Annotated in this window: 25 protein-coding genes; 13 read left to right on the top strand and 12 right to left on the bottom strand. The window is 54.8% G+C overall.

Annotated features, from left to right (window positions below; genetic code table 11):
• Nucleotides 1-125 precede the first annotated feature (125 nt).
• Nucleotides 126-1,562, top strand: coding sequence for a pyridoxal phosphate-dependent decarboxylase family protein (locus MKJ04_RS09490; RefSeq protein ID WP_241641378.1), 1,437 nt, complete (start codon nucleotides 126-128; stop codon nucleotides 1,560-1,562).
• 19 nt (nucleotides 1,563-1,581) lie between these two features.
• On the opposite strand, the gene MKJ04_RS09485 is transcribed toward MKJ04_RS09490, so the two are convergent.
• Together MKJ04_RS09485 and MKJ04_RS09480 are read right to left on the bottom strand one after the other, a co-directional pair.
• Nucleotides 1,582-2,412, bottom strand: coding sequence for a Cof-type HAD-IIB family hydrolase (locus MKJ04_RS09485; protein WP_241641377.1), 831 nt, complete (start codon nucleotides 2,410-2,412; stop codon nucleotides 1,582-1,584).
• 238 nt (nucleotides 2,413-2,650) lie between these two features.
• Complete coding sequence (locus MKJ04_RS09480; RefSeq protein ID WP_241641376.1) at nucleotides 2,651-2,977, bottom strand: hypothetical protein; 327 nt, start codon at nucleotides 2,975-2,977, stop codon at nucleotides 2,651-2,653.
• A gap of 296 nt (nucleotides 2,978-3,273) precedes the next feature.
• On the opposite strand from MKJ04_RS09480, the gene MKJ04_RS09475 reads away from it, so the two are divergent.
• Nucleotides 3,274-4,131, top strand: a complete 858-nt coding sequence (locus tag MKJ04_RS09475) for a DNA/RNA non-specific endonuclease (RefSeq protein WP_241641375.1) — start codon at nucleotides 3,274-3,276, stop codon at nucleotides 4,129-4,131.
• Nucleotides 4,132-4,158: 27 nt separating this feature from the next.
• On the opposite strand, the gene MKJ04_RS09470 is transcribed toward MKJ04_RS09475, so the two are convergent.
• Both MKJ04_RS09470 and MKJ04_RS09465 read right to left on the bottom strand, forming a co-directional pair.
• Entirely contained in the window at nucleotides 4,159-4,893 is a 735-nt protein-coding gene (locus MKJ04_RS09470) for an EcsC family protein (RefSeq protein ID WP_241641424.1), read from the bottom strand.
• Between the two features lie 82 nt (nucleotides 4,894-4,975).
• Nucleotides 4,976-5,242 carry a hypothetical protein gene (locus MKJ04_RS09465; RefSeq protein WP_241641373.1) on the bottom strand — a complete coding sequence of 89 codons (267 nt, stop codon included), beginning with the start codon at nucleotides 5,240-5,242 and terminating at the stop codon, nucleotides 4,976-4,978.
• Between the two features lie 145 nt (nucleotides 5,243-5,387).
• Between MKJ04_RS09465 and MKJ04_RS09460 the strand changes: the two genes are divergently transcribed.
• A complete protein-coding gene (locus MKJ04_RS09460; protein ID WP_241641372.1) occupies nucleotides 5,388-6,152 on the top strand; it encodes an oxygenase MpaB family protein in 765 nt (254 codons plus the stop codon).
• A 12-nt stretch (nucleotides 6,153-6,164) separates the two neighbouring features.
• On the opposite strand, the gene MKJ04_RS09455 is transcribed toward MKJ04_RS09460, so the two are convergent.
• On the bottom strand, nucleotides 6,165-7,514 hold the full coding sequence (locus MKJ04_RS09455) for a mechanosensitive ion channel family protein (RefSeq protein WP_241641371.1): 1,350 nt from the start codon (nucleotides 7,512-7,514) through the stop codon (nucleotides 6,165-6,167).
• A 401-nt stretch (nucleotides 7,515-7,915) separates the two neighbouring features.
• On the opposite strand from MKJ04_RS09455, the gene glgX reads away from it, so the two are divergent.
• Nucleotides 7,916-10,048: a glycogen debranching protein GlgX gene (gene glgX, locus MKJ04_RS09450; protein ID WP_241641370.1), complete on the top strand. Its 2,133-nt coding sequence runs from the start codon at nucleotides 7,916-7,918 to the stop codon at nucleotides 10,046-10,048.
• Nucleotides 10,049-10,139: 91 nt separating this feature from the next.
• On the opposite strand, the gene MKJ04_RS09445 is transcribed toward glgX, so the two are convergent.
• Together MKJ04_RS09445 and MKJ04_RS09440 are read right to left on the bottom strand one after the other, a co-directional pair.
• Nucleotides 10,140-10,820 carry a hypothetical protein gene (locus tag MKJ04_RS09445; protein WP_241641369.1) on the bottom strand — a complete coding sequence of 227 codons (681 nt, stop codon included), beginning with the start codon at nucleotides 10,818-10,820 and terminating at the stop codon, nucleotides 10,140-10,142.
• Nucleotides 10,821-11,052: 232 nt separating this feature from the next.
• Nucleotides 11,053-12,366 carry an NCS2 family permease gene (locus tag MKJ04_RS09440; protein WP_241641368.1) on the bottom strand — a complete coding sequence of 438 codons (1,314 nt, stop codon included), beginning with the start codon at nucleotides 12,364-12,366 and terminating at the stop codon, nucleotides 11,053-11,055.
• A gap of 286 nt (nucleotides 12,367-12,652) precedes the next feature.
• Between MKJ04_RS09440 and MKJ04_RS09435 the strand changes: the two genes are divergently transcribed.
• A complete protein-coding gene (locus tag MKJ04_RS09435) occupies nucleotides 12,653-12,955 on the top strand; it encodes a Dabb family protein (protein WP_241641367.1) in 303 nt (100 codons plus the stop codon).
• A gap of 105 nt (nucleotides 12,956-13,060) precedes the next feature.
• On the top strand, nucleotides 13,061-13,804 hold the full coding sequence (locus MKJ04_RS09430; RefSeq protein ID WP_241641366.1) for a Mut7-C ubiquitin/RNAse domain-containing protein: 744 nt from the start codon (nucleotides 13,061-13,063) through the stop codon (nucleotides 13,802-13,804).
• A 25-nt stretch (nucleotides 13,805-13,829) separates the two neighbouring features.
• Here the strand turns inward: MKJ04_RS09430 and MKJ04_RS09425 are convergent, their stop codons facing one another.
• A complete protein-coding gene (locus MKJ04_RS09425) occupies nucleotides 13,830-14,297 on the bottom strand; it encodes a MaoC family dehydratase (protein WP_241641365.1) in 468 nt (155 codons plus the stop codon).
• 602 nt (nucleotides 14,298-14,899) lie between these two features.
• Between MKJ04_RS09425 and MKJ04_RS09420 the strand changes: the two genes are divergently transcribed.
• The 7 genes from MKJ04_RS09420 to MKJ04_RS09390 all read left to right on the top strand — a co-directional run bounded on the left by MKJ04_RS09420 (nucleotide 14,900) and on the right by MKJ04_RS09390 (nucleotide 22,624).
• The gene (locus MKJ04_RS09420) at nucleotides 14,900-15,493 is read left to right on the top strand and encodes an NTP transferase domain-containing protein (RefSeq protein ID WP_241641364.1); all 594 of its coding nucleotides are present in this window, start codon (nucleotides 14,900-14,902) and stop codon (nucleotides 15,491-15,493) included.
• 73 nt (nucleotides 15,494-15,566) lie between these two features.
• A complete protein-coding gene (locus MKJ04_RS09415) occupies nucleotides 15,567-16,028 on the top strand; it encodes a (2Fe-2S)-binding protein (protein WP_241641363.1) in 462 nt (153 codons plus the stop codon).
• Nucleotides 16,029-16,030: 2 nt separating this feature from the next.
• On the top strand, nucleotides 16,031-18,175 hold the full coding sequence (locus tag MKJ04_RS09410; RefSeq protein WP_241641362.1) for a xanthine dehydrogenase family protein molybdopterin-binding subunit: 2,145 nt from the start codon (nucleotides 16,031-16,033) through the stop codon (nucleotides 18,173-18,175).
• A gap of 400 nt (nucleotides 18,176-18,575) precedes the next feature.
• On the top strand, nucleotides 18,576-19,565 hold the full coding sequence (gene moaA / locus MKJ04_RS09405; protein WP_241641361.1) for a GTP 3',8-cyclase MoaA: 990 nt from the start codon (nucleotides 18,576-18,578) through the stop codon (nucleotides 19,563-19,565).
• A gap of 208 nt (nucleotides 19,566-19,773) precedes the next feature.
• Nucleotides 19,774-20,967: a molybdopterin molybdotransferase MoeA gene (locus tag MKJ04_RS09400; RefSeq protein ID WP_241641359.1), complete on the top strand. Its 1,194-nt coding sequence runs from the start codon at nucleotides 19,774-19,776 to the stop codon at nucleotides 20,965-20,967.
• Nucleotides 20,968-21,009: 42 nt separating this feature from the next.
• Nucleotides 21,010-21,486 (top strand): cyclic pyranopterin monophosphate synthase MoaC, encoded by a 477-nt coding sequence (moaC, locus tag MKJ04_RS09395; RefSeq protein ID WP_241641357.1) that lies wholly within the window; start codon nucleotides 21,010-21,012, stop codon nucleotides 21,484-21,486.
• On the top strand, nucleotides 21,467-22,624 hold the full coding sequence (locus MKJ04_RS09390; RefSeq protein ID WP_241641356.1) for an NTP transferase domain-containing protein: 1,158 nt from the start codon (nucleotides 21,467-21,469) through the stop codon (nucleotides 22,622-22,624). The genes moaC and MKJ04_RS09390 overlap by 20 nt, the downstream gene beginning before the upstream one ends.
• Nucleotides 22,625-22,661: 37 nt before the next feature.
• Here the strand turns inward: MKJ04_RS09390 and MKJ04_RS09385 are convergent, their stop codons facing one another.
• The 4 genes from MKJ04_RS09385 to MKJ04_RS09370 all read right to left on the bottom strand — a co-directional run bounded on the left by MKJ04_RS09385 (nucleotide 22,662) and on the right by MKJ04_RS09370 (nucleotide 24,694).
• A complete protein-coding gene (locus MKJ04_RS09385; RefSeq protein WP_241641355.1) occupies nucleotides 22,662-23,087 on the bottom strand; it encodes a GNAT family N-acetyltransferase in 426 nt (141 codons plus the stop codon).
• Nucleotides 23,088-23,250: 163 nt separating this feature from the next.
• Complete coding sequence (locus MKJ04_RS09380; protein WP_241641354.1) at nucleotides 23,251-23,667, bottom strand: molybdenum cofactor biosynthesis protein MoaE; 417 nt, start codon at nucleotides 23,665-23,667, stop codon at nucleotides 23,251-23,253.
• Nucleotides 23,668-23,679: 12 nt separating this feature from the next.
• Nucleotides 23,680-23,922, bottom strand: a complete 243-nt coding sequence (gene moaD, locus MKJ04_RS09375; protein WP_241641353.1) for a molybdopterin converting factor subunit 1 — start codon at nucleotides 23,920-23,922, stop codon at nucleotides 23,680-23,682.
• Nucleotides 23,923-23,938: 16 nt separating this feature from the next.
• Complete coding sequence (locus MKJ04_RS09370) at nucleotides 23,939-24,694, bottom strand: sulfite exporter TauE/SafE family protein (RefSeq protein WP_241641352.1); 756 nt, start codon at nucleotides 24,692-24,694, stop codon at nucleotides 23,939-23,941.
• Between the last annotated feature and the right edge of the window lie 214 nt (nucleotides 24,695-24,908).

Raw genomic sequence — 24,908 nt, 5'->3', positions numbered from 1 at the left:
TGTGGCCGCTTATCGCTTCAAGCCAAAAAAGTACTCCGTCCGAATTTGTGAAGATTCAGGCGGGAAATCATATCCCGTATCAGTAGATTTAGTTCTTTTGCAGTGACACTTCATAACGCATCCCTATGGCAGACACCTTAGAGCAGGCCTTCGACGCAGAGCGCTTCCGCAGCGAGGGGCATCAACTCATCGACATGATTTCTGATTACCTCGCCGGGGCTACTGCGGCCCAACCGGGCGACAGGGTTATGCCGTGGAAAGCGCCCGAAGCGCAACTGGCTTACTGGCAAGACGACTTTGAGCAGCCCGTCCTGCAGTCGGCGCTCAGCCTTTTTGAGGATGTGATGGCCAACTCGGTGCAGATTCATCAGAAACGGTTTATGGGCCACCAGACAACACCCACACTACCCGTTACCATCCTGTCGTCGGCAGTGGCGGCCCTCCTGAACCAGGGGATGGGGGTATATGAGATGGGGATGGTGGGGAACACGCTGGAGAAAATCCTGACCGAGGACCTGGCGCGTCTGCTTGGTTTCGGCGGCGAGGCTTCCGGATTTATCACGTCCGGCGGCTCGCTGGGCAACCTGACCGCGCTGCTGGCTGCACGGGCACATTCCACGGAGGTATGGCACAAGGGCAATCCGGAGAATCGCAGTTTGGCAGTACTGGTCTCAGAGGAGGCCCACTATTGTGTTGATAGGGCGGCGCGCATCATGGGTATGGGAGAGGAAGGCGTAATCAAGGTGCCGGTAAACGATGCGTTTCAGATGCGCACCGATTTGCTGGAGGAATACCTAGAGAAAGCCAAAGCTGATGGCAAGCAGATTATTTGTGTGATTGGCTGCGCGGGAACCACCTCGACAGGCTCTTACGATAACCTCGCGGAGATTGCCAGATTCAGCCAGCGTCACGGCATCTGGTTCCATGTGGATGGGGCGCACGGGGCACCAGCGGCCTGGTCGCCAAAATACAGGCACCTGGTGAGCGGGATTGAGCAGGCCGATTCGGTGGTGGTGGATTACCACAAGATGATGATGACCCCCTCGCTGTCCACGGCCCTGCTCTTTAAACGGAGCGGCGATGCGTACAAAACCTTCTCACAACGGGCGCAATACCTTTGGGCAGAACAGGAGTCTGAGGAATGGTATAACGGCGGAAAACGCTCTTTTGAATGCACCAAGGCCATGTCGGCCCTGAACGTGTATGCCATATACAGAACGCACGGGCGGGATGTTTTCCGGCAGAACATCGAACGGCTGTATGGGCTGGCCACCGAACTGGCCGCCATCCTGCGCACAGACGAAGCCTTTGAGCTGGCCTACGAGCCGGCGTGCAACATCGTCTGTTTCCGACTTCGTGCAGCGGACAACCCCGAGCAACTTAACCAGGCCATCCGGCGGCTTGTGGTCGAGGACGGACGGTTTTATATTGTGCAAACCATCCTGAAGTCCGGGTTTTTCCTGCGCGTCACGTTAATGAACCCCTTTACCACCGCCACGGAACTGCATGAACTGCTGCAGCATATACAGGAAAAGGCGGCCGTGGTTCAGGCAGCAGGATAAGAGCAAAGCGCCCGGCGCCTTACTTCTGCAGAAGGTATTTTTCAATGGCCACGGCAACCCCGTCGTCCGTGCTTTTGAGCGTCAGCTCGTCGGCAGCGGCTTTCACTTCCGGGCGCGCATTGCCCACGGCAATGCCCTTGCCCACGGCGCGGAGCATCTCAATGTCGTTGTAATTGTCGCCGAAGGCCATCACCTCGGGCATCGCAATGCCATAGTTGGCTTTTAAGATCATTTCCAGCGCGGTGGCCTTCGAGATGGAGCGCGGAGCGAGTTCCAGGTAGGTAGACTTGGAGCGGTATATGTAAATCTCGTCGCCCAGCTTGTGTGTCAGTTTATCGGCCAGGGCTGCAATCTCGTCCTCCGGGCCCATGCACATGACTTTGTGCGCGCCAGTATCCGCTTTTTGCCAGTTTTCCAGGGTCATTTGCAGCGAGGAAACCTCCGGCGAGACCTTGGTATGCAGCTCCTCCCGCTCGGCCCATTGGTCAAACTGTGGCACATACCAGTTATCCTCGGTATAGAGGCTGATATGGATAGCGCTGCCCTGGGCCATTGCCACGATGTCGAAGCAGGTGGCCAGCGGGATTTGCACCGAATCCACCACGTCCGGCGTGTCAGCCCCCTCGTTGTAGAGGAGCACGTAGCCCCCGTTAAAGCAGATCATGGGGTGGTGCAGGATGCCCAGCTCGTCCTGGAGGTGGCGCATGGCACTGGGCATCCGCGCGGAGGCCAGGATCACAGGAAAATTATTCTCCAGGCTGCGGATGGTACGGATGGTACGGGGAGAGAGGCCGCGCTGGCTATCCAGCAGCGTGCCGTCTATATCAGAGCAAATAGCGTTTATGTTCATCGTGATGTGATCTCAGGAAATTCAGCGCAATGCTGGGTTTATAGGGCAACAATAAGGTATAAATCCATTTAAAGCAAACCGGTGCGGGGCAAACACGCTTCATCCAATCCGGGACAAACTGGAAATGCCAGCAGAAAGCATACCGGCTCATGCCTAAAAACAGGTATGGGGACCCGCCGGTTTAAAGCCAGGTCCCCATACCCATTTGTTTTCTATCCTAAGCAGGACAAGCGAAACGCTACTCTTTGCCTTTCTTTTTTTCCTGCTTCGCGGCGCGCTTTTCCTTTTCGGTTTTGGCAGGCTTTTTCTTAACCTCTTTTTTGGAGTCTTGTGACTTTCCCATAGCTGTGCTGTTTAAATTTTTATGAGTGAGCATCCATGCTCCTCCCAATATACTAAGAGCTTGGGTAAAATTCATCTTTTGGGTCGCAAATTGTCCAAAATAGAACCTGAAGCAGTTTTTTGGTGCCTCTATCCCGTCGCTCTGCTGCTTAAAAAAAGCTTTGTCAGAACCCACCCCGAACAATTCTCGCTGCCAAAAAAAGAAATTTAAACAAGCGCTCATCAATCGACTGATGAGCAGGCGTGCGCCACGGATTTTTTATATCCACCCGCAGCACTAAAACTGCCATGTATGATTGTCAAATGGTAAAAGCGTTATCCGTCAGGAAATTATACATATCGAGCAGGCAGTTTTTTAGTTCGAATTGTGATGGGGCAGAAGCGAAAGGGAGGGGTGCGCCTCAGGAAGAGTGAGCGGAAGGCGGTTGGTGTTTAAACCCGTTTATTAAGTCATAACAAGGCTTTTGTGGCTGCGTTTAGAAGTATGGGTATATCTTCGGCTTTTAGTTTATCTGTCCTATGCGATTTCGTTTTCTCTATCAATTCCTTTTTGTCTGTGTCGTTGCGGTTGGTTGCAACAGTTGCCAGCAAACCGAACTTATTCCGCGCAAGTCTTTAGCCGAGGAACAACTGTTGCTGGGCAATCCCAGCGGCGCGACCACCGATTTAGCCAACTATAATAACTACTTGCTCCTGAAGCCCCAGTATGTGCTGTCGTATAGCCGCGACCGGGGCACCCCCAATTGGGTGAGTTGGCACGTGAGCGCGGCATGGCTTGGCGATGCTTCCCGGCAGGACAATTTCCGCAGCGACGCCTCGCTGCCCGAGGGGTGGTACCGCGTGACGAGCACCAGCTATTCTGGCAGCGGGTTCGACCGGGGCCACAACGCGCCCTCCGCCGACCGCACCAAGACCTTGGACGACAACTCAGCCACCTTTCTGATGACCAACATGATTCCGCAGGCTCCCAATCTGAACCGCGAAACCTGGGCCCGCATGGAAGACTATACCCGTTCCCTGGTGGCGCAGGGCCAGGAAGTGTATGTGGTGATGGGCAGCTATGGGGTAGGGGGCACCGGCAGCGAGGGCACCGCGAAGAAAATAGACAACGGGCATATAACGGTGCCCAGCCGGGTATGGAAAGTGCTGGTTGTGCTGCCCGAAGGCAACGATGACCTGGCCCGCATCAACACAAGCACGCGTGTCATCGCCGTCAACATGCCCAACGTCATGACTGTGCGCGATGACTGGACGAGCTACATCACCACCGTGGACGCCATTGAGAAGGCAACCGGCTATAACCTGCTCTCGGCATTGCCCGACGCGCTGGAGGAGGTGCTGGAAAGCCAGCAGGACGAAGGGCCGTTTACGAACTGACCCGGAACACAGGCCCAGCCGGCGGCTTTATCCGATCAGGTGCTGTTCATCGTGCCAGCGCATGCGGTATGCGTTCATGGCCGTATCCCCAAGTTTCTGTAGAAGTTTGTAGTTGACGAGCGCCCCAATCGGTGCACCCACGATCGGTATCATCTGGGCCATTTTCGGAATGTCGATATAGTCGCGGTATTCCTGCTGAAAGGTTCGCCAGTCATACTGGTGGATGTCGTCGGGCAGGTGCGCTTTTCTCTCGTTCCAGTGCTCCATCCGGCGGTATACCCGTGCGCGCTGCTCCTGGCTGCTGAAGGCCAGTTGGAATACATGTAGCAGGTAGAGCCGCTCACGGTAATCCGCGACATCGTAGCCATACAGGGCGGCAATCTCATACAGCAGTTTAAGCTTGAGCCCCAGCAGCAAGGGGAAATCGGCGAAGCCCATCAGAATTCCGCCCATCCCCGTGATGCCCCCTTCAGCCGCCGCCGCACGCTTGTAAAACCGGATGCGCTCCTGCACAAGCGCCTCTTTTATCAACAGGGTGGAGCTTTTTTCGGGTATCCGGGTAGTGTACTCAGCCCCAAACAGCACACCCCGGATCATCTGCTTGATGGTGGAAGTGATCAGGGCGTGCACCTTCTCCGGAATATACCCGTTGAGCTTTTGCTGTACCCGGCTGGTTAACTTGCTGGTCAGCGAGGGAGGCCGCTGCATGTCCTGCTGCCATTCTGCCAACTCCTGTAAGGCACGTTCCTCATACATTTGCATGCGCATTTCGGTCGGGTTTGATGTGATAGACGGGCGTAGTAGGCCAGACGAATTTTGCTCTTTAGCCACGCACTTATTCAGGCTATTCCTGTTCCTGCGATGCTGTTGTTTGGGCCTCAGCGATGGACGCCAGCAACGCCTCATCCGTTGTGTCCTCCAGCCAGTTTTTGGGCAATTCTATACGTACTGATTGGGCGCCGCCACTCGGGGTGCAAACAACCGGCACGTGGCCGGAGTCGGTTTCTGTGAGTGAGGCTGCTATTTCGGCTTTCTCGTCTGTGAGTCCGCCATACGCCTGCACACAGGTCCAGGTTGTGGCTTGGGTGTCGGTTATGTCGCGCTGTGTCATTGGGGTATATCAAGGTTAGGTACAACTACACTTACAGGAAACGCACCTGCCGGGATGCCTATGCCCCAAACAAAATCCGTGGGAGGCAACAGAATTATTATTCAAAAGCATTGCACATTTTACGCAGGGAGGTTGTTTAACAGGCATGCGTTATTTTGTAGACAAGGGCTCAGTGGTACGGGAGATTTGGGGCAAGAGCGACACTATTCTCTTTATTTTTGCCGGTGCTTCTGCTGAGTTCGCCCTAAACAAGGCAGTGGACTGGCTTTACTATACCGGCAGGCTTCCGGCTGACCCATTGGGCAGGCTTTTCTCGACGGTGGCTTACGCCCGGCGAATCGTGTTCTCGGATTTGGATGGAGCCCAACGCGCCATCGACCAGATGGCGGCCATCCATGCCAGCGTGGAGGCGAGCCGGGGTATGGCCATTCCGGACTGGGCCTACCGCGATGTGCTTTTTATGCTAATCGATTACTCCATCCGGTCGCAGGAGCTGCTGGAGCGCAGACTGACCGAGGCCGAAAAAATCGAGGTGTTTGCTGTCTTCAACAGAATGGGAAGCCGGATGGGCATCTCGGGGCTTCCGGCCACCTACCCCGACTGGCTGCTGATGCGGGAAGAGCACCTCCGGCAGAACCTGCTCCACGGCCCCTATACCGCAGACCTGTACCGGCAGTACCGCAAGCACCTGGGGCTGGTGCGGTATGCCTTGCTGCTGCAAGGGCAGGTGTTGGTGGTGCCTGCCACTGTTAACAAAATGCTGCGGCTAGGGTCTGTTTCGCTGCTCACGCCCGTGCTCGCGCTGTATAAATTCAGCAGAAAGCTACGGATGGCGTGGCTCCTGAAAGCGGCCATACTCCCCGCATCGTATAAAGCGCAGATCAAAGAACTCGATACCATCCCCTCCTGAAAAAGTGCGGCTTTAGGCTTCGCCTGGCCCTTTGAAGTAGGAAGAGCCGACAGGCACGCCCTGCGGACTGATGAACTGCACCTGCTGGCGGGGGTATACCGGTATGATTTTCTCAAAATACTCGTCCTTTGACAGCTCCTGGGTTATCTTATACGTCAGCTCGCTTTTCCATTTTCTGCGTTCGCGCGCGCCTACAAGGTACCGGATCGTGACATTCGTCCAGGAGTCCTCCAACGACACGAACACCTGTGGGCGCTCGGCCACCTCGTCCTGCAAGCCTGCACGCCGCAGCAACTGCGCATACTGGCGGGCGGGCTCCATCATGTAATTGCCCAGGAGCCCCGTCGCCACCTGCTCCAGCACCGCCATGGCCAGCTTCATGTCCGATTCGTTGGCAATGGCCACGCTCAGCTCGTCCCATACAAAGGCAAAATCACCGGTCAGGTTGATGACGGTGCCGGTCAGGATCTCGTTGTTTGGGAACGTGACCATGCGGCCCGTGGGCTGCTCTGCCTGCACAAAGCCGGGCTGGTACGGGGCCCCGATCTCCCAGACGGTGGTGGTCAGGAAATCGATGCGGTATACATCCCCGAAAACCTCGCCTACCCGGATGCGGTCCCCCACCTTGTAGTAGCCCTGGAAAGAGTTGAGGAGCCACCCGGTGAAACTCTCGATCGGCGTTTGCAGCGACCAGGAGAGGGCAAGGCCAATCAGGCCAAAGGAACCGACTAGCGCCCGGATGTCGCCGGCCACCACGCTCACCGCCAGGCCGATGGCCAGAAGCCATACCGAAATGAGCACGAGGGTGGTGATGGCATTGGAGCTTTGCCAGCGGCCCAGGGTCTTCTGGAGGACCATGCGCAGCAACCGCGTCAGGAGCCAAGCCAGCACCAGGATGCCGATTGCGATGAGCAACTTGGGTAGGTTGAAGTAAAAGCTCTCCCAAAGCTTGCTCAGCGCGCCAAGCGCCTCGTCGGCCGACTCTTTGCTGGCCATACCTATCGACGTGCTTTTTTCTATGGTGTCTGGCTCGGTTATATACAGCGCTTCTTCGGCCACCAGCAACGAGTCGGCTGTGGCGTCTGGCTGGGCCATGTCCTGGGCTGCCAGCCCGGCCTCGTCCGGGGAGGCCAGCATGAGCATGAGCCCCGTAAGCGCGACAGCCAGGATAGAGGCCTGCCGGAAGTTCTTCAGCCTGTTCTCTGCCGCGCCCTTCACTTTGCGGGGGTCTGTGGCACGGCGCCGGGTATTGCGGGCGCGGAACTTCCGCTGGGGAGACACGCCGCTTGCACGCCGTCGCCAGCGGTCTGGGGTTGTTTTCGGAGCGTTGCCGCTTCGGGTGCTTTTGCTAAAAAAAGGCATAGGGAAAGGGGTATGGCATTACAGTCAAGACTTCTGTTTACTCTGCGGAGGGGGCCAGTGTTGCAGCGCGTTCCTGCCGGGGCAACCGAGACTGGGCAAACTTGTAACGGTTCAAGATGCAACTTGCTTGTGCTCAGAATCATTCTCTGGGAAGAAGACAGCGAACGGGCTATTACGCTAAAATATGGCCCTAACACCCAGCTAGTTTGCCGGAATCATGCGCTCTCGGGAGCATTGTATGCACGGTAAACCAACTATTTGGGATGTATGAAGTATAATAGGAGTCGCTGTCGGGTATAGGCAACTACACATCTTGGGCAGCGGCCAGAACAAATCATATCACAACCAAAACCACTGTAATCGCTTTAAAGCGGACAGATTGACAACCAATATCCCCATTCATGAACATAACTGTATACCCTGGTAGCCCTTTTCCTTTAGGGGCGAGCTACGACGGAAAAGGCGTGAATTTTGCCCTTTTTGCTGACAATGCCACAAGCGTTGAGCTCTGCCTCTTCAACTCCAAAGACGACACAACCGAGCATGTCCGGATCGAGATCACCGAGCGCACCCACTATGTATGGCACGTATACCTGCCCGACGTGCATGCCGGGCAGCTGTATGGCTATCGCGTGCACGGCCCCTACGAACCGCAGAATGGACATCGCTTCAACCCCAACAAGCTCCTTATCGACCCTTATGCCAAGGCGATCGCCGGCACGATCAACTGGCACGATTCCTTGTTTGGCTACGATGTAAAAAGCCCTGATGCCGACCTGAGCTTCAGCACCCTCGACAGTGCGCCCTACGTGCCTAAGTCGGTTGTAGTGGACCCGAAATTTGACTGGGAAGAGGACAAGCCCCCGAAGGTGCCGTATTACAAGTCGATCATTTATGAAACGCACGTCAAAGGGTTTACACAAATGAACCCCGATATCCCCGAGGAGATCAGGGGATCCTATGCCGCCCTGGCGCACCCCGTTACCATAAAATACCTGCAGGAGCTGGGCATCACGGCCATCGAGCTGATGCCGGTGCATCACTTCGTGACAGACCGCTACCTGGAAGAAAAAGGCCTGTTGAATTTCTGGGGTTACAACACCATTGGTTTCTTTGCGCCGGACGTGCGCTACTCCAGCAGCGGGATTTTCGGGGAGCAGGTGATAGAGTTCAAGAACATGGTGAAAGAGATGCACCGCGCCGGCATCGAGGTGATCCTGGATGTGGTGTACAACCATACGGCGGAGGGAAATCACATGGGCCCAACGCTGTCGTTCCGGGGCATCGACAATGCCGCGTACTATCGCCTGACAGACGATGACAAGCGGTATTACATGGATTACACCGGCACGGGCAACACCCTGAACGCCATGCAGCCCAACGTGCTGCGCCTGATCATGGACAGCCTGCGCTACTGGATACTGGAGATGCACGTAGACGGGTTTCGGTTTGACCTGGCCTCGGCCCTGGCGCGCGAGCTGCACGCCGTTGACCGACTTGGCTCATTCTTCGACATAATTCACCAGGACCCGATCATCTCACAAGTGAAGCTGATCGCCGAGCCATGGGACATTGGCGAGGGAGGCTATCAGGTGGGCAAGTTCCCTCCGGGATGGGCAGAGTGGAACGGCAAGTACCGCGATTGTATACGCGACTACTGGCGCGGGGCCGACAGTATGCTGGGCGAGTTCGCCGAGCGCTTCACCGGCAGCTCGGACCTATACCAGGACGATTACCGTCGCCCTACGGCAAGCATCAACTTTGTGACAGCGCATGATGGCTTCACCCTCAACGACCTGGTGTCCTATAACGAGAAGTATAACATCGACAATGGCGAGGACAACAACGACGGGGAAAGCCACAACCGCTCCTGGAACCACGGGGTAGAGGGCCCAACAGACGACCCGACCATCCTGGAACTGAGGGAGCAACAGAAGCGAAACTTCCTGGCAACGCTGTTCCTGTCGCAGGGCGTGCCGATGCTGGTGGCCGGCGATGAGGTAAGCCGTACGCAGTTCGGTAACAACAACGCTTACTGCCAGGACAATGAGATTTCCTGGATCAATTGGGAAAATGCGGATCAGGACTTGCTGGAGTTTACCAGAACGGTTATTGACCTGCGCAAAAACCACCCCGTCTTCTGTCGCCGTCGCTGGTTCCAGGGGCGCTCCATCAAGGGTGGAAGCGTGGAGGACATTCACTGGTTCTCGCCACAAGGGAAAGAGATGACAGATGAGAACTGGGGGCATGATTTCGCGAAGTCTCTGGCTGTTTACATGAATGGCCATGGCCTGCGTTCCGTGGGGCCTTTAGGGGAAAAAATCCAGGACGATAGTTTCTACCTGATCTTTAATGCGCACCACGAGCCGATCTCCTACAAGCTGCCACCTAAAAAGTATGGGAAAAAGTGGACCAAAGTGCTGGACACGACCATGAGTAAACTGCCGAATAAGGCACAAACCTTTGATGCGCTCAAAGCCATTAAAGTGGAAGCCCGCTCTATGGTGCTGCTGCAGAGCCCTGTAGAAAAATAGAAGACCCAATTCCCTGAAAACACAAAGAGCCCGACGCTAGCGTCGGGCTCTTTGTGTTTTCAGGGAATTAGTATGGCTTGCGGCAGCAGGCCTATGAGTTGTGTGTCTGCTTCTTGAGCGCGATAATCTGCTGGTTCAACTCCTCGATGCGGTTCATCTCCGTTTGCAACTCCCGTTTCACTTTCAGTTCTTTTTCGCGGGCGTTCTTCTTGAACTCGCTGTATTCCTGGTCGATTTCATCAAAAGCCCGCTGCTTTACCACTGCCGTCTGTTTGCTGCTTCTGAACTGCATCATGATAATGCCCAGCACCAGGAGTAGCGTGATGATGACGCCAAAGCTAAGGAACACATAATGCTGTTTCTCCATGTCGAGGCCCAGCACCGAGAGGTTGGCAACGTTGTGGGCGCTTTGCTGCACTTCCTGCTCTTTCACAGCGTATTGCTGCTTTATTTCCTGCAATTGGTTGTTCTGCTTCTGAATGCTGTCCTTGGCTTGCGTCAGCGCCTCCTCCGTTGACTTGCCCGCCTTGATCAGGGCAACTTCCCTGGCCTTGATCGTGTCCTGGACACTCTTCCAAAAGGCGTCCAGCGACGTGACGGCGACCACCTTGTAGGTCTTGTTATTTTCCTGATAGGAGTTGGCGTTGCCCTTCAGGTTGTTGAATTGCCTGGAAAGCGTGTTGGTGGCAGGAGATCCTTCTTTTGCCGTTCCCTGTGCGTTAGCCAGCGTGAAGGATAACGCAAAGATTGATAGTAAAAAGAATGACTTCATATGTATGAGGGTAAATTCCGGGCGCAGTAGCCTGGGTTGTAAATAATTAATGACACGCTCTGTAGGCGCTCTGCATAGTGTAAACTGTTACGGGTTGTCGCAAAACTACTAACTTAAACTTCAATTCGTTACTTTTTATTGCCCGAACCCCATAAAGTACGGGTGCAGCAGGCTAATCTGCAAGTAAATCGCGGTGGCCAAAAGCCAGAATTTCAGCACGCGGCGCGGGAGATCAAGCCAGCAGGAGCGCGAGGATACAGAAGGCATCGATCACGAGCAGCGCCAGGCTCACCTCTTTGCGCTTTCCACTCAAAACCTTTAGCAGCGTCCAGCTCAGAAATCCCCAGATAATGCCCTGCGTGATGGAATACGCAAACGGGATCAGGACCATGGCCAGAAAAGCCGGTATAGCGTCGTCGAGCTGAAGCCAGTTGATTTTAGTGACGGGTCGCACCATGAAAACGCCCACTAGCACCAGGGCGGGGGCGGTGGCAATGGCCGGGATCATAGAGAGGAGGGGAGCTAGAAACAGGAAGGGCAGAAACAGCAGGGCGCCTACCACCGCCGTCAGCCCGGTGCGGCCACCCGCCTCAATCCCTACCGCCGACTCGATGTAGGCCGTGCCGGGGCTGGAGCCCGCCAGTCCGGCCAGGGTGGTCGCCACGGCGTCCGTCAGCAGGGAGCGTTTCACGTAGCGGGGCTCGCCGTGCTCGTCCAGCAGGTTGGCGGCCTCGGCCAGGCCCACAAAAGTGGAGATACTGTCGAACATGTCGGTAAACACAAACGCGAAGATTACTGGCACAATCGCCCACTGCAGGGAGTTCACAAAATCAAGGCGCAAAAGCAGGCTAAAGTCCGGGGACGAAAACAGGCCCTGCCAGTTTACCAGCGTGCTGGCGGCGGTGCCGTCCAATCCCCACCATCGCCCCAGCGGGTATGCCGCCAACGTGGTAAACAGTATACCAAACAGGATCGCGCCCTTTACCCTGCGCGTGAGCAGCACTGCCGTGACCAGAAGGCCAGCCAGGAAAGTGAGCACCGCCGGGGTGAGTTCGCCCAGCCCCACAATAGTGGCCGGGTTAGACACAATAAACCTGGCGTTGGCAAAACCGATCAGGGTGATGAACAAGCCGATACCCGCTGCGATGGCGTAACGCAGCGTGCGGGGTATGGCCAGCAGGATGAATGTCCGGATGTTGAAGGCAGACAGCAGCAGAAAAACTACCCCCGACCAAAACACGGCGCCCAGCGCCACTGGCCACGGAACGCCAAGGCCCAGCACGGCAGAATAGGTAAAAAAGGCGTTTAAGCCCATCCCGGGAGCCACCAGGATGGGGTTTTTGGCATATAGCCCCATCATCAGGCTGCTAAAAAAACTGACGATGATCGTTGCGGTCAGGACGCCGGAAAAGGGCAGGCCCGCCTGGCTGAGGATACTCGGGTTGACAACGATGATGTATGCCGTAGCGAGAAATGAAGATACCCCAGCAACGACCTCGGTTTGCAACGTGGTGTTGTTTTTCTTCAGTTCAAAATAGTCCTGCATGCGGTGCGTAGTATGTATGGTTGTATGGTGCCCTATAAAATCCATACCACAGGGTATGGCAGCACGAAAATAAGGAAAACAATTTAACCGGATCGCAAATGGCCGCGAGGCCTTTTTCCAACAGCTACGAAGCACCTATTTTGAAGTGCGGTCCGGTCTGTATCCGTTTATACCGGCCACGTGCGCAAAATAGGAATTGGTATTTGCCCGGATATCCCTTATTTTTCAGAAGCGCCGCGCAGCCGCCCGGTGCCATTGCAATCATTTTTATACCAAACCATCAACTATGTTTGTTCACAATGTGTTTTTTTGGCTGAAAAACGCCGCTTCCGAAGAAGACAAGTCGAAGCTGCTTGAGGGGCTGCAAAGCCTGAAGCCCATCGAAGTCATCCGCACCATACATATCGGTGTGCCTGCCAGTACCGACAGACCTGTCATCGAACGAGGGTATGACCTGTCGCTGCTCTTGATTTTTGATACCCCCGAGGATCAGGAAACATACCAGGTACACCCGGTGCACAAGGCTTTTGTGGAGCGGTGCAAAGAGCTGTGGTCGAAAGTCGTTATTTATGATGCCGTAGACGCTTAAACAAAGAGGGAGTCCCGCCGCTGGTTGCACCAACACGTTGACTGGTGCAACCGGTGGCGGCGCTTCCTTTCAAGCGAGTGGACGGTATGAGGGAAGGGAAGAGGTATGAAAAAGTCAGCCACAGTAGTATTTTACGGAAGCTTGAACGATTTTCTGCCAGCCAGCAAACGCGGGCAGCCACTGCGGTATGCGTTTGCCGGCAGTCCGGCCGTGAAAGATGCACTTGAGGCAATTAGGGTCCCGCACCCGGAGGTGGATGTGCTGCTGGTGAACAGAAAAGCTGTTGGGTTATACTACGCCCTGCAGGCAAGCGATGATGTTGCCGTATACCCGGCTAAGTGGTGCAGCCTGTTCCCGGATTCCCGTTCTGTGAGGTATGGGCTGGAGGTGCCCGACCGGTTTGTGCTCGATGTGCATCTGGGCAGGCTCGCCCGGTCGTTGCGCATGCTGGGCTTCGACAGTGCCTACCGTACCGATTACACCGATCAGGAAATCGCCTGCATCGCCGTGTCAGAGAACCGCATTGCCCTCACTCGCGACATAGGCTTGCTAAAACAGAAAGCCATACAGTGGGGCTACTGGCTCCGCTCGCAGCATCTCGAAGCGCAGTTGCAGGAAGTACTGGACTATTTCGACCTGAAGCCAAAGGCGCTACCCTTCACGCGCTGCCTCGTTTGCAACGGCCCGATTGGAGAGGTGGCAAAAGAGCAAGTGCTGGCGCAGCTTCCTCCCAAAACCAGGCAATACTTCACTGTTTTCTACCAATGCCAATCCTGTAGCCGGGTATACTGGAAAGGATCGCATTACGACCGGATGCAAGCTTTTTTGCAGCGTAGTTTAAGCTGTTAGTGTGTTTTTAATCAATGATTTGTGGTTAGTCATTAAAGTGATACAGGAAGGTGATAATTCCTGTAAAGGCAGGCTTCTTGCTATCCTGGATTTCCATCGTCACCTCTAGGCGGGCCTTGGCGATGCCGCGCAGGTCTTTCACGGAAAGCAGCTTTGCCCGAAGCCGCACAGCGCTGTTCACGGTCACGGCCTGATTAAAGCGCAGGCTCTCAATCTCGTAGTTTACCTGCATCTTCAGGTTTTCAATCGTCGCGATCTGCGACCACAGGTAGGGAAGGAGCGAAACGGTAAGGTAGCCATGGGCGATAGTGCTTCCGAAGGGTGTCTCGGCTTTCGCGCGATCCGCATCGAGGTGTATCCACTGGTGGTCGAGGGTGGCGTCGGCGAACTTACTGATCTGCTCTTGCGTGATCGTGTGGTATTCGGACACGCCCATTTCAGCCCCTTCGTGCTGCATAAGCTCCTGCAGGCTCCTGATAACTAACTTACTCATTGGTTTATATGCTAAATGTTGATGTTTATACTGCATGCCTCCCGCAAGTTGGACGCGTTATACCTCAGCATCTGGGTATAACTGTCCATCGTTTGGCGGAAATTCACGGTATGGAAAGCTTCTGAAGCGCCTTATACCCCTATGGGTAATGCTGTGCCGCAGTTTTCAAAATTACCGGTTAAATATAGCTAAGTATTGTTTCTAAACTAGATTTATTCTGCTATATAAGTGGAGATTTGCCGGAGAAACAAGCATCGCGCGAGACCATCAGACTACAGAATCGGAGGTATAGGTATGGAAAAGGATATTTACCGTTTGGCCAAAATCGTCTATATGGCTTGCTTTTCCAACCTGCATTTTACAAAAATTACTTAAATTAAAAGTTTGTATGTGTATTACAAATAACTGATTTGTAAATGTATATGTATGGTATATCGCCTGTAATTACCTTGCCTCTATTGCTCCTGCCCACTTTTGTTATAAACAGGATGTGACAAGCACTCAGACCTGTACCGCACGCAGGGAGGGGATTTTTTTGTATATTGCTTCTCGGGTATCCCAGAAATGATTTCAAGGGGAAAAAGTTATAACAATCGAAATACATGACAGGACTGGTTTTGCTGGCGGCAGGTGCTTCGGTGCGCATGGGGAAACCCAAGCAGGAACTGCTGTACAAAGGCAAAACATTGTTGGGCCACGCTATAGACGTCGCGCTGGATTCGGTGTGTGAGCCGGTGGTGGTGGTGCTACAGCCAGATGCAACGTTAGCCCTGCCCGACACTCAAAAACCAGTGCTCACTGTTCACAATCCGAACTGGCGACAGGGGATGAGCGCATCTATCCATTGTGGACTCGCAGCGCTTATGGCGGCAGCACCGGAAGTTACTGGCGCTATTTTCATGGTCTGCGATCAGCCTTTTGTCGAAACCGCCCTGCTGAATAGCCTGGTGCAGACAAACGCTGGCAGCGGCAAGGGCATTGTCGCCTGCTACTATCAAGGCACCCTCGGCACCCCCGTGCTTTTCAACAGGGTATACTTCGAGGAGTTGCTGTACCTGCGCGGGAAAGAGGGGGCGAAGAAGCTGTTGTTCCGCCACTCCGAGGATGTAGCCACGTTGCCTTTTAGCTTAGGCGCAGTTGATATTGACACACCGGAAGACTATAAACGGCTACATACCTCGGAATCACGGAATTGATTTTTTTGGATTTGGAACATTTTTTCACGGTTTCATATTATATTACTACTTCAACCTAAATACTTTAGATTCTATGGCCACCTATACGCTGCAAATAAACGGCCGACGCTACGAGGCCGACGTTGAGGCAGATACCCCTTTACTGTGGGTGCTGCGCGACCATCTCGGTCTTGTGGGCACGAAATATGGCTGCGGCATCGCCCAGTGCGGGGCCTGCACCGTGCACATGAATGGCAATGCCGTCCGCTCGTGCGTGTTTCCGGTCTCCGCCATCGGCACCGCCCCTATCACCACCATCGAAGGGCTGTCTGAAAAGGGCGACCATCCGGTGCAGCAGGCCTGGGAAGAAGTGGACGTGCCGCAGTGCGGCTACTGCCAGGCAGGCCAGATGATGACCGCATCGGCATTGCTCAGCAAAAACCCAAACCCCAGCGAGGAAGAAATTGTGAGTGCCATGAACGGCAACATCTGCCGTTGCGGCACATACCACCGCATCCGCGAGGCAGTTGCCTTAGCCGCCACCAAAACCAAATAGCCATGTCAACTTTATCTAAACCAAGCAGACGCAATTTTGTGAAGCTGGCTGCCACAGCGGGTGGCGGTCTATTTCTGGGCTTCAGCTGGACCGGTTCAGTGGCATCGGCACTTGAGGTGGTGAGCGACAAAGCACTGGCAAGCGGCACGTTAGACTTTAACAGCTACCTGGCCCTTTCCCCTGACGGAATCGTGACCATACTCTCCCCTAACCCTGAACTTGGTCAGAACATCAAAACCTCTTTCCCGATGATTGTGGCGGAGGAGCTGGATGCCGACTGGACAAAGGTGAAGGTGGTGCAGGCACCGCTGGACACAACCAAGTTTGAGCGGCAGGTGACAGGCGGCAGCGGCGCCGTGCCCCACTCGTGGGAGCGACTGCGCAAGGCAGGGGCAACCGCCCGGCAAATGCTGGTTGAGGCCGCTGCCAAGCGCTGGAAAGTACCTGCCAGCTCCCTGAAAACAGAGAATGGCATGGTGCTGAATCCCAAGAATGGCAAGAAGCTGAGCTATGGGGATTTGGCCACTGCCGCCGCCAAGCTGCCGGTACCCACGGATGTGAAGCTGAAAGACCCGAAAGACTTCAAGCTGATCGGTACGGCCGTCCGGAACGTGGACAACCATGAGATTCTTACCGGCAAGCCGCTCTACGGACTTGATTTTTACCGTGAGGGAATGCTCTTTGCCGTCATCCAGCGCCCCGAGGCGTTTGGCATGAAGCTGAAATCGGTGGATGCCGCTGCAGCCAAGGCAATGCCCGGCATTGTGGATGTGGTGACGTTCAAGAACAACGTGGCCGTGGTGGGCAAGTCGACCTGGCAGGTGAACAAGGCCCGCAAAGCCCTCAAAATTTCCTATACCCCCGATGCCGCCCTGGAAAGCAGCGCTGACCACGACCGAATCTTCAAAGAGCTGCTCGACAGTCCGGAGGCGACTGTTCGCAGAAAAGACGGTGACGTGGAAGCTGCGTTTAAAAGCGCGGCCAAAGTGGTGAAGAGCGAATACCAGTGCCCGTTCCTGTCGCACAGCCCCATGGAACCGATGAACTTCTTCGCTCATGTACGCCCAGACGGGGTAGAGCTGGTCGGCCCGACCCAAACGCCTGAGATGGCGCGCGGCCAGGTGGCCAAACTACTGGATATAGCACCCGAAAAAATTACGGTGGAGCTTACCCGACTGGGTGGAGGCTTTGGCCGTCGGCTAAGCGCAGACTATGTGCTGGAGGCCGCAGAGCTTTCCAGCCTGATCAAAGCACCGGTAAAAGTGATCTGGACCCGCGAAGATGACATGACCGGGGGAACATACCGACCGGCGGTGCGCTACCGTTTTGAGGCTGCGCTCGATGCCAAAGGCAACATGATCGGCTATAAACTGCGCGGGGTGGGTATGAATGCCGGCAACCCCACACGCGAGGACAACTTCCCTTCCGGAGCAGTCGACAACCTGCTGATTGATTCTGTAGACCACAAGTCGCCGATCACCACCGGCCCGTGGCGAGCCCCGATCACCAACTTCCTGGCTTTTGCCGAGCAGTCGTTTCTGGACGAGGTGGCGCACGCAGCCGGGAAAGACCCGGTGGCCTTCCGGCTGGAGTTGCTTGCCAAAGCGAAAAAAGAACCCGTGGGCGAGGTTAAGTATGACATCGACCGCATGAAAGGCGTGATTGACCTGGCCGTGGAGAAATCTGGCTGGGGCAGGAAAAAGGATATCGCCCAGGGCTTTAGCGTTTACTTCTCGCACCGCTCGTATGTGGCCCAAGTAGGAGAGGTGGCGATGCAGGACAATCAGCCTGTCGTCAAGAAGATATATGCCGCCGCCGATTGCGGTATGGTGATCAACCTCAGCGGTGCCTACCAGCAGGTGCGCGGCGGGATTGTGGATGGCCTGGGCCATGCCATGTACAGCAACCTGACGTTTAAAAACGGAGCCCCCGAGCAGAATAATTTCAATGGATACCGGCTGATCCGGATGAAAGAAGTGCCCGAGGTGGATGTGCATTTCGTGAACAACGGCATCGACCCGACCGGACTAGGGGAGCCCGCGCTTCCACCAACAGGCGGTGCAGTGGCAAACGCTATCTTCAAAGCCACCGGAAAGCGCCTGTATGACCAGCCGTTCGCGGAGCAGCAAGGCCTGAAAACAGTCTGAGTGAGATAAGCTGGATGACGGTGCATACCTGCAGAACCACAATGTTTTAAGCCGTGACGCATTAAGATGTATTCGTACTGAGGAAGCAGGCATTAGCACGCCTTTTAGCCATATCCAGTTCGAAGAAGTGGAAGCTGCATTGTTTTACACCTCGGTTTTCCGCAACTGAAATCCTGAAAAGCATGCCGCCGGATGTATGATAGTCTACATCGGGCGGCATGTTTAACTTTACAGCCAAAGGTAGTTTCGGGAGTTCCAGACCCGATCGCCTTTGCAGCACGAAGGGTTTGTGCAGCGCATTGCACCATTGTGAGCAAACAAACCGGGTTTGCGTAAACATAAGAAGTTGGAAGTATAAAAATGAAGGCCTTTTGGTCACGTACGCACAAAGATTAGCAACATGTTAAAAGACAGACACGGAAGAACCGTTAATTACCTGCGCCTGGCCGTAACCGACCGGTGTAACCTGCGGTGCTTTTACTGCATGCCGGAGGAGGGGATTGATTGGCTCGCGCGCAAAGAGCTGATGACGTATGAGGAGATGCTGCGCCTCTGTGCCGCGTTCGTGAAAATGGGAATCGAGAAGATCCGGGTGACGGGCGGCGAGCCGTTCGTGCGCAAGGGGTTTATGCCTTTTCTGACTAAGCTGTCTCAACTGGATGGGTTGAAGGAGCTGACGATCACGACCAATGGGGTACTGACGGCCCCCTTCGTGCCGCAGATGAAAAAAATAGGCATCCGCTCCGTGAACCTGAGCCTCGACACCCTGGACCGCAACCGCTTTTTTGCGATTACCCGCCGCGACGAACTGCCCCAGGTACTCGACACGCTGGAGCAACTGCTGAAACATAACATCGAGGTGAAGCTGAACGCGGTGGTGATGGAGGGACAAAACACCGACGATATCCTGCCCTTAGTGGCCCTGACCAAGTCTAAGCCAGTAAGCGTGCGGTTCATCGAAGAAATGCCCTTTAACGGGGGAGAGGGACACGTCAAAAGCCTGAGCTGGGACCATGCGCAGATTCTCGACACCATCAAATCAGCCTATCCAGCCATCACGAAACTGGTCGATCCGCCTTTTTCAACATCCTTCAATTACCAGATACCGGGGTATAAAGGCACAGTGGGCATCATCGCGGCCTATACCCGTTCGTTCTGTGGCTCCTGCAACCGCATCAGGCTGACGCCGCTCGGCGACATGAAAACATGCCTCTACGGCCACAGCGTGCTCAACTTTAAAGACCTGCTTCGGGCAGGGGCAAGCGAGGCAGAACTGCAGGCGGCACTCGAAAAAGCCATCAGCCTGAAAGACGCCACTGGTTGGGAAGCGGAGAAAAACAACGCAGGCCAGGCTTCGCTGAGCGCCTCAATGGCTACCATTGGCGGTTAAACCAAGCTGGCAGCTGGTATAGGTTAGTTTACTGGTAATTAGTATGGTATGGTTCTATACCTACTGGGTGATTTTAGGGTGCCATATGAGTTTGAACGAATGCGCTGTTCTGGTTAGAAAGCTTTATACAGTAAACAGCATAAACCGAAATCCCCACGAAAGTCCTGCATCAGTATAGGCGGATCAGAATCCTGAAAAACAGAAACACATGGTGACAGTAGCAGAAGCAGAAGCAATCATCCAGGCGGAGGTTAAAGACTTTGGTGTGGAGGTGTTGCCTTTTGAACGGGCGCTTGGCCGTGTGCTGGCCGAAGACCTCAGAACCGACCGGGACCTGCCTCCCTTCAATCGGGTGGCGATGGACGGCATCGCGATCCGGTATGCCGCCTATGCACAAGGCGTGCGTGCGTTTCCGATCGCCGCAACGCAGGCAGCCGGGGAGGAGCCCATTGCGTTGCAAGACGCGGCTAGCTGCATCGAGATTATGACCGGAGCGGCCTTGCCAGCCTCTGCAGACACCGTGATACGCTACGAGGACCTGACCATAGCAAACGGAACAGCCACTGTGCTGGCGCCGGAAGTGGCACAAGGTCAGAACATACACCAGCAGGGCAAAGACCGAAAGCGGCACGATGTGGTCGCCAAGGCGAACCAGCGCGTAACCCCGGCCCTGGTCGGTATGGCCGCCGCCGTGGGCGCGACGGAACTGCAGGTGAAAAAACTGCCGCGCGTGGTGGTGATCTCTACCGGCGATGAACTGGTGGAGGTGCAGGCGTCTCCGCTGCCCTACCAGATCAGGCGGTCCAATAATTACATGGTGAAGGCGGCCCTGCAAAAATACCAGCTCCACGCCGATCTTCTGCACATACCCGACGAGGTTGCGGCAACAGAGCAGCATTTGAGAGAATGCCTGCAACAGTATGATGTGATCCTGCTGAGCGGTGGCATCTCCATGGGCAAATTCGACTATGTGCCGCAGGTGCTGGAAACGCTGGCGGTAGAGCGGCTGTTTCATAAAGTGCAGCAGCGGCCCGGCAAGCCCTTCTGGTTCGGCAAACACGCGAATGGTGTGTTGGTTTTCGCCTTGCCGGGAAACCCTGCATCCACCTTTATGTGCCTGCACCGCTATATGCTGCCCTGGCTCGATGCGTGCCTGGGTATGGCATCACCGCAACGGCACGCCGCACTGACACAAGCGGTTACGTTTAAGCCTCCGCTGCAATACTTTTTGCAGGTAACCCTAACCGTAAATGAGCACGGGCAGTTGCTGGCCACGCCGTTAGAGGGGAATGGCTCCGGCGACTTTGCCAATCTAGTGGAGGCCGAAGCCTTTCTGGAACTGCCGCAGCATAAGACAGATTTCAAGGAAGGTGAAGCGTATAGGGTATGGACGTTTCGTTAAGATGATACGAATAGCCAATTTTAAATTGACATACATAAAAGCATGAGCGAATTTTCGCATTTAGATGAAAAGGGGAAAGCCACGATGGTGGATGTGGGCGGGAAGCAGGTGACGCACCGCACCGCTACAGCCCGAAGCATTGTTGTGCTCCCCACGGAGGTACTCGCAAAACTAAACGAAGGCGATATTCAGACCAAGAAGGGTTCGGTGTTCCAGATAGCGATCATCGCGGGCATCATGGGGGCGAAAAAGACCAGCGAGCTGATCCCGCTGTGCCACCCGCTTGGGCTTGATAACTGCCATATAGAACTGCAACTCAATGCAGCGCAGGAACTGGTGATAGACTGCACTGCCAGCCTCACGGCCAAAACCGGCGTGGAGATGGAAGCGCTGGTGGGAGCCTCTGTGGCCGCGCTCACGGTGTACGACATGTGCAAGGCCCTTAGCCACGACATTGTGATAAAGGAGACGAAACTGATAGCGAAGACAGGAGGGAAGCGTGACTTTGAAAGAGCATAAAAAACACAGCGTACTCACAAAACCGGCACTTGGCCATTTCGCCCGCAACGAATGGGCCTTTGTAGGCACGCCCTGCGGCGAAATCAAAACACTGGCAGACCAGGTAATCGCTGCGCTGTCTTCTAGCTATAAATGCTCATATGTGGATGCCTCGCATGCGCATGCCGACGCTGCAGCAACGCTGCCAGGCCGACTGGCGAAGGGTGCCGTAGCAGAATACACCGATCAGATCACCTACCATCAAGTTGATTTTACCCAGCCCATGAACGCATTCCGCTTCAGGCAGCTATTCTCGGAAATGGATCTGGTTTTGGTAAACGGCAATCACCAACAGGCGCAGGCGCAGGTAGTGGTTATAGATGAACGCAAGCGCGCCTCCCTGCAAAAAAGAGTGGCGCAACTCACCAATGTGCAGCTGATCCTGCTGGCTGAAGGAACCGAGCAAGTCTTTGATTTTGTGCAGGAAGCCATACCCGGGTGGCAAGCGTTGCCCATATATAAACTAAGCGACACCGCTAAAATCGTCTCCTTTTTTCAGGAGCAGATGCAGCGGGCGCAACCCGTGTTAAACGGACTGGTGCTGGCCGGGGGGCAGAGCCTCCGCATGGGCCGCGACAAAGGGGCAATTGACTGGCACGGTAAGGCGCAGCGCTATTTTATGGCAGATTTGCTGAAAGGCTTTTGCAACGAAGTATACATATCCTGCCGGGCAGAGCAGCAAGTTGAGGTAAACAATGGGTATAAAACACTGTCGGACACTTTTATTGGCCTGGGGCCTTATGGCGCTATCCTATCCGCCTTTCGGGAGCAGCCGGATGCTGCCTGGCTGGTGGTAGCCTGCGATCTGCCTTTGCTTGACGAGCAAACGCTGGAGCAGTTAACTTCACAACGAGACAGCGCCGCCACTGCAACCACGTTCGTGAGTCCGCACGACGGTTTTCCGGAGCCACTCATCACAATCTGGGAGCCAAAAAGCTATCCTTTGCTGCTGTCCTTTCTGGCCCAGGGCTATACCTGTCCGCGCAAGGTGTTGATCAACAGCGAAACGAACCTGATCAATCCGCAGCACCCCGACGCGCTGCTGAATGTAAATACGCCTCAGGAGTTGGAGAAAGTGAAACGGCTTTTGGTTAAATAAATTCGGTATACCTGAAGAGAAAAGGTTTTGGTGAGTGTTACGTAGCGCTTGTATCGGAATGTGTATCCGGTTGCGCGAATATTTTCTGCATACAAACGCTGTTTTCTACCCCGGCATACTGGCCGTAGTTGGGTATAACGTTGTAGCCGCTTTTGGTATAGAGCCTGATTGCTTCGGGCTGCGCCTGTCCGGTTTCAAGAACTAGCTTTTTATACCCCGATGCTTGCGCCCAGGCCTCCAACTCCCGCAATACGTCTCCGGCTATACCCTGTCCCCGAAACTCAGGTCGTACATACATGCGTTTTACCTCTGCGATGTCGGCAGCATACTGCTTAAATGCCCCGCAGCCCACCGCGATTCCGTCTACATACGCCACCACCGCATTCCGGATACTGTCGATTTTATTAAACTGGGCGTAAAACGCATGGTCTTCCCCGTCTCTGATACTGAGGTCAATGTCCAATTAACGTACAAGTGCCACAAAATCTTCGTGAGCGGAGTCTGTCCGGAAAAGCGATATCATGCAAGGAAAAGATTAATTCGGGTTGATTGTTTTATATGTAGGAGATTAAGGGAAGTATGCGATCTACGATTGAGCGTTACGCATACCATTGTTTTGATGCTGCCTACGGATGCGCGGCCACCCATACCTCGCCATCCTCAAAAATCTCTTTTTTCCAGATAGGAACCGTTTGCTTCAGGGTGTCGATGAGGAAGCGGCAGGCGTCGAAGGCGGCGGCGCGGTGCGCGGCGGAAACGGCGATCACCACGGGTACGTCGCCGATGGGGAGTACGCCCGTGCGGTGGTGCAGGAGCACTTTGTGTAGGGGCCATTTCTCCAAAGCCTGCTCGGCCAATTTGGTCATTTCGCGCATGGCCATGGGCACGTATGCCTCAAACTCCAGACGCAGCACCGGCTTGCCCTGGGTAGCATCGCGCACGGTGCCGATGAACACATCAATCCCCCCGCTTTGCGGCGACATCACCCAGTTGATGCATGCCGGGATGTCTAGGGGGGCTTCGGTAACTTTTATATCGATCATACACTGGCTGGCTTAGCCGCCACTTACGGGCGGGATGATGGCTATTTCGTCGCGCGCCTGCAACACGTTGTCGGCCTGCGCATACTCACTGTTCACCGCGATCATAAACGAAGAGAGCTGTTTCAGGCGCGGGAACTGTGCCTCCAGTGCGCTTTTCAGGGTGGCCACCGTTGTGTTCTCTTCTACCTCCACGGCCACTGCGGGTTTTCCGAAGATATCTTTGGCGATACCGAATGCCAGCACATTTACTTTCATCGTATGGTCTCCTTTTTTAAACTAAGTGTTTGTACAGTACCTCAATGCCTGCCACAAAGATGAGCACCGCCGTCATGCGCCGGATCATATAGGGGTCTAATTTGAGGATGGCAAGCCGGGAACCCAACTGGCCGCCTGCAAACACGGCCCCGCACAATAACAGGATACGCGTGAAATTAATGCCGGGTGGCAGCTGCAGCAGTTGCCCCGCGATGCCGGAGATGGAGTTGACCAGGATAAACACGCTGGCCGTAGCCGCAATTTTCCTGGGGTTATCCCACCGGATCAGGTTGAGCAGGGGCGACAAAAAGATACCGCCGCCAATACCCAGCATTCCCGACAGAAAGCCGATACCTCCGCCCAAAAAGCCGTCCTTGGCATAGGTGGCACGGTCTGGGGCACCAGCCGCCGGGATGTCGGTGTGCCGCTTGCGCGACCAGAGCAGCACGGCGGCCACCAGCAAACTGCAGCCCAGCAGTATGAAAAACGTGCGCTGCTCAATGCGCAGGGTGGCTCCCAGAAAAGCCATGGGCACACTGAAAATCACCAGGGGCAAGATTTTGCGCCAGTTTACGTGGTGGTTCCGGACAAACAGGATGGTGCCGCCGGTCACAACCACAATGTTACAGAGCAGGGCAATCAGCCGGAGCTCTTTGAAAGGCAGCGCGTACAGGGCGAGGATAGCGAGATAACTGGAGCCGCCACCAAAACCCACTGAGGCATATATAAAGGCAATCACAAAAAAGAAAAGCAAAAGCTCCCAGTGTTGCATAGGTATAAGGGCATGTTAAAACGTAACCTTCGGGCCGACACTGCCCTTAAAGAAACCTGAATCGCCTTTCGATAGTCCCTTAATGCTGCGAAACGGCCCAAAAAACGCTTCGCCAGAACCCCTCCTGAACATTTTTTGCTCTCAAAAACGAAATGCAAACATGCTCCAGGCACGAATGTAAGGCATGAGGTATGGCTTCAGAACGGAGCAAAGG

The organism is Pontibacter sp. E15-1, from assembly GCF_022601975.1.
Taxonomy (GTDB): Bacteria; Bacteroidota; Bacteroidia; order Cytophagales; family Hymenobacteraceae; genus Pontibacter.
Note: the sequence above shows the minus strand (reverse complement) of the source record. Positions and strands in the feature narration are given on the sequence as shown.